The organism is Rhodococcus sp. NPDC059969 (assembly GCF_042738325.1).
Taxonomy (GTDB): domain Bacteria; phylum Actinomycetota; class Actinomycetes; order Mycobacteriales; family Mycobacteriaceae; genus Rhodococcus_F.
The window spans coordinates 143796-153465 of the sequence record NZ_JBHWUF010000013.1 but is presented as its reverse complement, the minus strand read 5'-3'; the positions used below and the strand labels follow the sequence as shown (position 1 = coordinate 153465).

The 9670-nt window shown below is 61.6% G+C and carries 6 protein-coding genes; 3 read left to right on the top strand and 3 right to left on the bottom strand.

From position 1 onward, the window contains the following. Positions 1 to 282: 282 nt before the first annotated feature. Complete coding sequence (locus tag ACFWAD_RS27200; protein ID WP_378549474.1) at positions 283 to 1695, top strand: plasmid pRiA4b ORF-3 family protein; 1413 nt, start codon at positions 283 to 285, stop codon at positions 1693 to 1695. Positions 1696 to 1776: 81 nt separating this feature from the next. Here ACFWAD_RS27200 and ACFWAD_RS27195 read toward each other — a convergent pair whose 3' ends face one another. Then, entirely contained in the window at positions 1777 to 2352 is a 576-nt protein-coding gene (locus ACFWAD_RS27195) for a TerD family protein (RefSeq protein ID WP_003940660.1), read from the bottom strand. Between the two features lie 113 nt (positions 2353 to 2465). Further along, on the bottom strand, positions 2466 to 5648 hold the full coding sequence (locus ACFWAD_RS27190) for an SNF2-related protein (protein WP_378549471.1): 3183 nt from the start codon (positions 5646 to 5648) through the stop codon (positions 2466 to 2468). Between the two features lie 111 nt (positions 5649 to 5759). Between ACFWAD_RS27190 and ACFWAD_RS27185 the strand changes: the two genes are divergently transcribed. Next, on the top strand, positions 5760 to 6905 hold the full coding sequence (locus ACFWAD_RS27185; protein WP_378549468.1) for an alpha/beta hydrolase: 1146 nt from the start codon (positions 5760 to 5762) through the stop codon (positions 6903 to 6905). Between the two features lie 92 nt (positions 6906 to 6997). Here ACFWAD_RS27185 and ACFWAD_RS27180 read toward each other — a convergent pair whose 3' ends face one another. Continuing rightward, complete coding sequence (locus ACFWAD_RS27180; protein ID WP_378549465.1) at positions 6998 to 8371, bottom strand: dicarboxylate/amino acid:cation symporter; 1374 nt, start codon at positions 8369 to 8371, stop codon at positions 6998 to 7000. Between the two features lie 339 nt (positions 8372 to 8710). On the opposite strand from ACFWAD_RS27180, the gene ACFWAD_RS27175 reads away from it, so the two are divergent. Beyond that, positions 8711 to 9616 (top strand): phosphodiesterase, encoded by a 906-nt coding sequence (locus tag ACFWAD_RS27175; RefSeq protein WP_378539359.1) that lies wholly within the window; start codon positions 8711 to 8713, stop codon positions 9614 to 9616. Positions 9617 to 9670: the final 54 nt, after the last annotated feature.

The window sequence follows — 9670 nt, the reverse complement described above, 5'->3', positions numbered from 1 at the left end:
TGTAGCGACCTGTTCTTCGCTCGCGGCGACCCCAGATCGACCCATCTGTCATCTCCCCAGATCAGGGCCGTTGCAATCACCGGTTGAGCCCGCCTAGACGAGGGGAACGGTACGTTCGCTGGGGAAGGGCAGGGCAAGGCAAAGGCGGGGCGAGGAAGATGCCGGCGCCGACGCCCATAGCGACTTGTTAGCCAAGGTATAGATTGTGAACCGTCTCATAAGTCCGAAGTACTCTCCGATTATGTGCCTTCGTCCCTAGCGCTTTGGCCTAGGCTGAGTGGCATGGTGGGGTTGAGCAGCTCGAGGGTGTCGCATTTGCGACTCGTTCCGACGGAACCGGAAGAACTGCGAAGGTTTGTACAAGAAACTGGCGGAGGGCGTGGGGGCCTTCAGGTAGCGCGATCGCTGCGTTCGAAGAGGCGCGCGGTACCGGCGCAATACGCGATACGTATCAGCGTCGACAATGTTTCCACCCAGATCTGGAGACGAATCCTCGTCGCGTCGGATCTGAATCTGGATGACCTGCATTCGGTGGTCCAACGGGCAATGGGGTGGAGTGACCGTCATTCGCACGCGTGGTCCAAGTCCGGCAGCCGATTTCCGGGCGAGGTCGAAGAGTACGTCGCTTCCGGAAGCAGCGCCGAGCAGCGTCGCGCCGGACGAGTGGCGATCGTGGAGTCCGCCGTACGTCTGGACGAGGTCATGGTCTCGCCTGGCGACGAAATCAGTTATCGCTACGGACGCTTCGGGAACTGGCGCCACACACTGACGCTTGAATCTTCGGAAGTACTGCCCGACGGATTCCAAGTTGTATGTGCAGCGGGTCGCGGTGCTTGTCCGCCGGAGGAATGCGTCGGGCCTGACGAGTACGAGCAGCTTCTCGGTGTCCTCGCTTCGGAGAAGTTGCGCTCCCACGAATGGACCCTCGAATGGCCGCAAACTGAATTCGAGCCGACACGATTCGAGATCGCTGAGGTCAACAATCGACTTCACACACCTCGACCGGACGAGATCGTTGCGCCGTACGACATGGCGAAGCTCGTCGAATGCCTGGAACCCTCGCGAGTCCCGGAACTGCACGCGGTCCTCGCCCGAGCCGGCATTGACGATGAGTCGGCAATCGGAGAGTTGGTCCACGTCGAGGCGGGCCAACGCCTTCAGGCGGTCTTGGCGCTGATCGGTGTCGAAGGGATCGACGCCGATGATTTCTTCATGACGGTCGATGCGATGCTCGACGAACCTGAACTGGGACCGGTAAACCTCCCCCAAGGGCGATCACTCTTCGCAGTGCTCAAGAAGTTCGGCCTGGTGCGAAAGCACAAAGGGCAAATCTTACTGACGAAGCGGGGACAGTCAGCCGAGCGGGACGCGTCAATGACGTGGTCGGTGATCGTCGAGGGCGTTCCGGTCGCGCCGGGCGGCTCGCAGAGAGCGGTGGAACTCCTTGTCCTCCTCGCCGTAGCCGCTGGCTTGTCGCCGGCAGATCGTCATCGTTTCGTCGCGGGAGCGTTAGAGCCGATTCGGTCGTCGAGCATCCTCATGTCCGGGGCTCAGACTTCCAAACGTGACACGTCCGGGAGCACCGTGGAGGTGCTTGGTTTGATCGGCGCTACGGGTTACGAGTTGGGGAAATTCGGCACCAAAGCGGACTCGTCCTGGGCTGTTCATCTCGCGAGGGCGATCCTGAAGCGGTAACCCGAGCACTGACGCAGACAACCGAAACGGGGTTCGAACCGGGAATACCGGATCGAACCCCGTTTCGTGTACCGGTGGAGATCAGATGTTGACGCCGTAGTCGCGGGCGATGCCGGCGAGTCCGGATGCGTATCCCTGTCCGACTGCACGGAACTTCCACTCACCGTTGTGACGGTAGAGCTCGCCGAAAAGCATGGCGGTCTCGGTCGATGCATCTTCGGAGAGGTCGTAGCGTGCCAGCTCGGAGCCGTTCGACAGATCTACGACGCGGATGTAGGCGTTGGTGACCTGTCCGAAGGACTGGAGTCGGGCATCGGCGTCGTGAATCGAGACCGGGAAGAAGATGTTGGTGACGTTGGGCGGTACGGCAGGAAGATCGACGTTGATGACCTCGTCGTCGCCGTCACCTTCACCGGTGAGGTTGTCGCCAGTGTGCTCGATGGATCCGTCGGGCGAGCGAAGGTTGTTGTAGAAGACGAAGTGCAGGTCGGAAAGAACCTTGCGTTCCGGGCCGGTGACCAACGCGCTGGCGTCGAGGTCGAAGTCGGCGCCGCTGGTACTGCGTGCATCCCAGCCGAGACCGACTGCGACCTTGGTCAGGTTGGGTGCGGCCTTCGACAGAGATACGTTGCCGCCCTTGGCAAGTGTGACGCCCATTCAGGTTCCTCTCGTTCGAACGAAGTGGATTTCTTCGTTCGGGAGTTCTGTGTTGTCCGTTCTCGACTCACATTACCGTGAGCCGATAGGTGCGGTTCGACCGAATAGGCACCTCACTCGAACAGCGCGCGAAGATCCTCGGCGTCGAGTCCGGTGCCCAGTGTGCCTTCGGCGTCCATGACATTCGAGAACAATGCCGACTTCTTGGCTTTGAGTGCCATGACCTTCTCTTCGATGGTGTCTTTGGCAATGAGGCGGTAGACCATGACGTTTCGTGTCTGCCCGATGCGGTGAGTACGGTCGACCGCTTGTGCCTCGGCGGCCGGGTTCCACCAGGGGTCGAGAATGAAGCAGTAGTCGGCCTCGGTGAGATTGAGGCCGAAGCCACCAGCTTTGAGGCTGATCAGAAAGACTGGGGCCGAGCCAGACTTGAACTCCTCCAACACTTCACCGCGATTACGCGTCGACCCGTCGAGATAGCTGTACGGGATGTTTTCCGCGTCGAGTCGGGTGCGCACCGAGCCGAGGAACCCGGTGAACTGACTGAAGATCAACGCACGGTGTCCGCCGGCGATGACGTCGTCGAGTTGCTCGACGAGAGCGTCGACTTTGGCTGACGGTATCGATCCGCTGTCCTTGTCGACGAGTGAGACATCGAGACTGAGTTGGCGCAGTATCGTCAGCGATTGCAGGATCGTGAATCGGTTCTTGTCGACGTCGTCGAGCAGGCCGAGGATCTTTTGCCGTTCGCGCTGTAGATGAGTGTCGTAGATTGCGCGATGGCTCGGATGCAACTCGATCTCGAGTACCTGCTCCTGCTTGGGCGGCAAGTCTGCGGCCACCTGTTCCTTGGTCCGCCGCACCATCAGCGGTTTGACGCGTCGTCGCAGTTGCGCCAATCGTTCTGCATCGCCGTCTTTTTCGATGGGAGTGCGGTAGAAATCGGTGAAGGTGGTGGGGCTGGGAAACAGTCCCGGTGCAGTGATCGCGAGCAGCGACCACAACTCCAAAAGATTGTTTTCCATGGGTGTTCCGGTGATCGCGAGTTTGAAAGGTGCGCTCACTGACCTCGCACATTGGTGGACCTTGGACTTGTGGTTCTTGGCGAATTGGGCTTCGTCGAGTACCAGTCCGGACCAGCGGCCCGCGGAGTACGCATCGGTGTCGAGGCGAAAGAGGGCGTACGACGTCACGACGATGTCCGCCCCGTCGACTAGTGCTGCCAGATCGGTTTTTCTGCGTCGCAGCGTGTCCGTGATGACAGCGGTGTGGAGGGTTGGTGCGAACTTCGCCACCTCGGATTTCCAGTTGGATACGACGCTGGTGGGTGCGACGATCAGAAAGGGAGGTGCGGCTGGATTCGATTGCCGTGCAGCGCAGATCATTGCGAGGGTTTGCAGTGTCTTGCCCAGGCCCATGTCGTCGGCGAGTATGCCGCCCAGACTGTGCTGGCGGAGGAAATTGAGCCAACGGAATCCGTCGACCTGATAGGGGCGCAGAGTTGCCGTCAACGTGTCCGGGACTTCGGCGGGATCGATGCCCGAACTGCCGAGCAATCCGGCGATCTGCTTCTTCCATGCGGCTGCTTGATGTTCGACTCTTCCGAGCGCCGCCAATTCTTCCCACAGCCCGGCTTGAAATTTGCTGATCGCGAGTTTGCCGGTAGGTCGATCGAGTAGCGACCGCGCTTCGGTGATGAGACGGTGTAGGCCGAGTAGTTCGGGTGCGTCGAGCCGGAAGAAGGCGCCGTCCGGTAGCAGTATGTGAGTCTCGCCCTTGCTCAGAGCGGCGAACAGTGTTGTGAACGGAACACTTTGTCCCGCAACATCGACGGTGACATCGAGGTCGAACCAGTCGGATCCGCTGTCACCGTCCGGGGCCGATGTGCTGAGGCCGATCACTACGGCGTCGTCTGCAGGCCGGTAGTCGGCAGGGGTTCCTGCAACCGTGAGGTCGATGGCGTCGTGCGCTTCGAGTTGGGGGAGGAGGTCGAGTGTGAACTGCATTGAATCGAGGCCGGTCAGCGTTCCCGCGAGAGTGGCCTTTACCGCGGCCGCGCCGAGGCTGTTGGTGATGGCATCTTCGGCAGCGTGATTGCGGACCTCGGACTCGTCGGTGGTTGCATCGGCGGTAGAAATGATCAGGTCGTCGGCATCGACGGTGTATTTCCATGCCGATTCGATGTCGATACGGTGGTCGTCGTCGTAAGTGGCCATCAGTTGTAGCCGCGGACCGGACACGGTCGGTGGGCTGTAGGCGCCGTCGGAAGATATGACGGGAGCGAGGCTTCCGAGTTTGAACACGAACCGCGAAGTGAACGCATCCCGATGCTCGGCGGGTATGTCGACTGACTTTCCGGAGTCGATCAACTGCCTCAATTGATGGGTGACCGGTGTGTCCAGTGGTGCGAGCGTGATCGCGTTGGTGGCGTCGAGCGTGAAGACACCATGTGCCGGCGAACCGACAAGTCCCCAGTCGGAATGGGTGATGATGTGCCCATCGGTCTGAATTCGGGGCGTGAGACGGAGATTGTTGTCTTCCGCTCCGTGTACGTCGAGGCAGATGTTGGCGTCGTCGAGTAGGGAGATGTTGCCGAGGCCGGCCTTCGAGTGAACGAGTGAAACGCCGACGCTGATCGCCTCATCAAGAAGCGACCAGAGTTGTGGGCTCGGAAACCCGGCAAGATCGATTTCCGCGGCATTCTGATGTCGGTAATGGTTGCCGGCGCTGTGGAGGAGATGAATGTCGCGTAGAACCCGGATGTGGTCGGCAGGGAACTGAAAGGTGCTTCCGAGTTTGTTCCAGGCGAGTCCGCCGGAGATCCACCCTCTCGCTCCTGGTTGCACTGGTTTGACGAGGAGCCGTGTCGATGCGCCTTTGGTTCGCGCGATGAATTGAATGCCGAGTCCGGGAGTTGTGCGGCCGTCGGGGTCTGGTCGGAGCAACTCCTCGAGCGCGCGGTCCCATCCGAGTTGTCGTGGCGTCGTGTTCGCCTCGGCCACCGCTGCGAGTACCAACGCGGCCACGTGTTTGCAGTTCATCCGCACGGGACACGTGCAGAGGCCACGCGTGAATGTGGCAGCACCGGCCGCGCTGCGACTTACCGAAATCGTGCAGGTGTACGGCTCTCGCGCAGTTCCCGATACAGCGCCGGTCAAGGTGTCAGCGGTGTCGTTCCATGCGATGGATTCGACTGCATTCTGCCGAAGGTAGGTAAGTCCGCGGTCGTAGGTTGTCGTGCCGACGACAGCGCGAACTCGGTCGAGGTCGAGGGCCTTGACTGAGTCCGGTTGCACGGGGCCAGCCTAGTGGCGGCGTCCGACAGATCTTGTCGTGGTCGTTTGTCCAAGAAAGTCCGAACTGCACGGTATGTTCACGGAAACATCTTTGACTGGTTTGGGAGTTTCATGAGGACTGAGCGGCGTGCGTGGATTCGATCTGCGCGCACAGGTGCGGTGTGTTTGGCCGTCTGTGCACTTTCTTTGCAATTGGGCGGACTGTCGACGGCAGCGCCGAGTTCCGGAAGCTCGGGTAGTTCGGGAAGCTCGGGTAGTTCGGGAAGCTCGGGAAGTCTGGGCAGCGTCGAGGGAAGCGTGAGCTCGGGGTCGACGATCCCGGGACCACTTCAGGAGGATCCGGGCCCCAAACCGGACCTGCGCGACGACATCGTCGTCCCGGCCATCGTCGGCGAGAAGGTGACCGCACCACAGGCGGTCAGGCTGACGGTGGCGTCGCCTGCACTTCGACGCGAGGTCGGCGTCGAGATTTTGCTACCCGCTGACAATTCGGTTCCGCGCCCAGCGCTGTACATGCTCGAGGGTGTCGACGCCGGAGAGAAAAGCAGCGGATGGATGACGATCGGCGGCGCCCCGGCGTTCTTCGCCGACAAGAACGTCAACGTCGTGATGCTCAATGGCGGAATCGCGAGCCTGTACTCGGACTGGGAGAATCCGGATCCGCGGCTGGGACTGCACAAGTGGGAAACCTTCATCACCGAAGAGCTGCCACCGCTGATCGACGCACGACTCGAGACCAACGGCATCAACGCGATTGCCGGCAATTCCATGGGCGCGATGGGCGCCATGATGCTCGCCCAACGCTTTCCGGACATGTACCGGGGCGTCGCGGTTTTCAGTGGCTGCTACTCCACGATGGATCCGCTTGGGCGAACTGCCATTCAGGCCACGATTTCTTCCCGAAGCGGAGATCCGGCCAACATCTGGGGTGTGCCAGGAGGCCCGGAGTGGGAGGCGCACGATTCTTTGATCAACGCGGAGAAGTTGCGAGGCAAGGAAATCTACGTGTCGACGGCGAACGGTCTTCCCGGATCCGACGAGACGCTGCAGACTCCTGAACTGCTCGAGCGTCTGGTGATCGGCGGCGGCATCGAGGTTGCTGCGCATGCCTGCACCAAGATGTTCGACGCTCGGTTGCAGGAGCTGAAGATTCCGGCGCAGGTGGATTACGAGCCGAACGGCACACACGCGTGGGCGTATTGGCGTGAACGACTGCCGAAGGCGTGGCCGACTCTGTCCCGGGCACTTGGCGTCTGACGGTCGACGACAGTCTGTGCAGTTCCGGTTGAAAAGCAGCGTCCCCGCACCGTATTGCTCAGGTGCGGGGACGCTGCTGTTGTCATCGAGGGTTACGCGTCGACAAGTTCCTCGGCGAAGGGATCACCGTTGCGGGGAGCGTCGAAGCGCTCCTTGTCGAGGATTCCCTCACGCTTTGCGACGATGACCGGAACCAGAGCCTGGCCGGTGACGTTGACTGCGGTGCGGCCCATGTCGACGATCGGTTCGACGGCGAGGAGCAGGCCGACGCCGGCCAGCGGAAGACCCAGGGTGGAGAGCGTGAGTGTGAGCATGACTGTCGCACCGGTTGTTCCGGCCGTTGCTGCCGAGCCGATGACCGAAACGACGACGATCAGCAGGTAGTCGGTGAACGTCAGCGGAACGTCGTAGAAGCCGGCGACGAAGATTGCCGCGATTGCGGGATAGATTGCAGCGCAACCGTCCATCTTCGTGGTGGCACCGAGCGGAACGGCGAACGAGGCGTACTCACGAGGAACACCGAGGTTGCGTTCGGTGACGCGTTCGGTCAGCGGCAGGGTACCGATCGACGAGCGCGAGACGAAGCCGAGCTGAGTCGCGGGCCAGACGCCGGAGAAGAAGCTCCGGACCGAGAGGCCATGTGCGGCAATCAGGATGGGGTAGACCACGAAGAACACGATCGCCAGGCCGATGTAGATGGCAGCGGTGAAGACGCCCAGCGAGCCGATCGCATCCCAGCCGTAGGTGGCGACAGCGTTGGCAATCAGCGCGGCGGTGCCGATCGGGGCGAGGCGGATGATCCACCACAGGACCTTCTGAACGATCGCGAGAAGCGATGCGTTGAACTCGAGGAACGGCGCAGCCTTCGGTCCGATCTTGAGCGCAGCAATGCCGATTGCGCCGGCGATGACGAGCAGCTGCAGGACGTTGAAGCTCAGCGTCGTGGTCGCTACACCTTCGGTAACGGAAGTCTTCGCGCCCAGCCCGAGGAAGTTGTTCGGAACCAGTCCGGTGATGAACGCCCACCACGAACCGGAACTCTTGGGTTCCTTCGCGGCTTCGGCGGCGACGTCGGTCCGTGAACCGGGATCGGTGATCAGGCCGACGATGATGCCGATGATCACAGCGATGAACGCGGTGATGGCGAACCAGAGCAAGGTCTGCACGGCCAGGCGAGCTGCATTGGCGACCTGTCGCAGGTTGGCGATGGAACTGACGATGGCCGTGAACACCAGCGGGATCACCGCAACGGTGAGCAGCTTGACGTAACTCGAACCGATGGTCTGCACGGTGCCGACCAACCAGTTGACGTTGCCGTCGGCCGCATCAGGCATTGCCCGGGCGACGAGACCGATGATGACACCGAGTACGAGGCCGGCGACGATCTGCGGTCCGAATGCCGTCGCCCAGGACGGAAAACGGGACGTGGACTTTTCCGGCACGCCGGTGGAGGTGGAGCTGGGCATGACTATGCCTTTCGAAAATCAAGGGAGCGAAACGCAGCGCGGCACCAGAGGCCGGGCAGATTCGAAGAAATGTTTCCTGGTACGCGTCAGGTCAGAGCGAGCACGTACACATTGCGCTCGCCTGCAGGCGAAGGTCGACGTAACGCCGACTGGTCAGGAACAACACTGTCCACACACTACTCGCAGCTTCAACTACTCGATCCCGAGGGTCGCCGCGGGAGTTCGCTTCGTGTTCGTCGGGTGTGCCCCGATCAGTCACTGTTGGTCGGTTGACTAGTGTCGACGATCAGTAGGTGCCGCACCGGCGCCTACGCGTCGGCAAGCGGAAGCGAGAGACCGATGAGCGTTCGGAATGCCGAGTACCCGCGTCCGAAGCATTTTCTGGTGCACCTCAGTGACACACATCTGGTAGCACAGGGGGAGTTGTACGACGCCGTGGATGCGTCGACGAGGTTGCGGGAAGTGCTCCGCGGGATAGTGGCCTCGGGCGCACGCCCCGACGCACTCCTCTTCACCGGCGACCTGACCGACGAGGGGCACCCCGACGCGTACGCGCAATTGAAAGCCATCGTGGAACCCGTGGCGGCCGAGATCGATGCACAGGTCATCTGGGCTATGGGTAACCACGACGACCGCCCCACCTTCAGATCGTTGCTGTTGGGCGAGGACGCAGCAGATCATCCCGTCGACAACGTCTACGATCTCGACGGACTGCGGGTGATCACCCTGGACTCGTCGGTTCCGGGTCATCACTACGGTGAGATCACGGATCGTCAATTGGACTGGCTACGAGCAGAGTTGGCGGTCCCCGCGCCCGACGGAACGATACTGGCGCTGCATCACCCCCCGGTTCCGTGTATTCAGGATCTTGCAGTCTTGGTGGAGTTGCGCGATCAGCCCCGGCTGGCAGACGTCCTGCGAGGCAGTGATGTTCGGGCGATTCTTGCCGGGCACCTTCACTATTCGACGACGGCGACGTTCGCCGGGATTCCCGTGTCCGTGGCGTCGTCGACGTGTTACACCCAGGACCTGAACGTGGAAGTCGGTGGGCAGCGTGGTCGAGACGGGGCTCAGGGGTGCAACCTGGTGCACGTCTACGACGAGACGATTGTTCATTCGGTCGTTCCTCTCGGCGCTCACGTGACGGTCGGTGAGCCCGTCGACGCGGCCGAGGGAGTCCGGAGGCTCGGCGCCGCCGGCATTCGAATCCTCGAGAGCGAAAAGGCGAGGCGCTCGATCGTCTGAGGTGGCAGGCGGTTTCCGGCGGGCCGGCACGGTTCGGGTTGATTGTCGGGCGGT

Excerpts from the sequence above, each read along its gene's own strand:
- ACFWAD_RS27185 (WP_378549468.1), top strand. The coding sequence starts at position 5,760 with ATGAGGACTGAGCGGCGTGCGTGGATTCGATCTGCGCGCACAGGTGCG.
- ACFWAD_RS27180 (WP_378549465.1), bottom strand. The coding sequence starts at position 8,371 with ATGCCCAGCTCCACCTCCACCGGCGTGCCGGAAAAGTCCACGTCCCGT.
- ACFWAD_RS27175 (WP_378539359.1), top strand. The coding sequence starts at position 8,711 with ATGAGCGTTCGGAATGCCGAGTACCCGCGTCCGAAGCATTTTCTGGTG.
- ACFWAD_RS27200 (WP_378549474.1), top strand. The coding sequence starts at position 283 with ATGGTGGGGTTGAGCAGCTCGAGGGTGTCGCATTTGCGACTCGTTCCG.
- ACFWAD_RS27195 (WP_003940660.1), bottom strand. The coding sequence starts at position 2,352 with ATGGGCGTCACACTTGCCAAGGGCGGCAACGTATCTCTGTCGAAGGCC.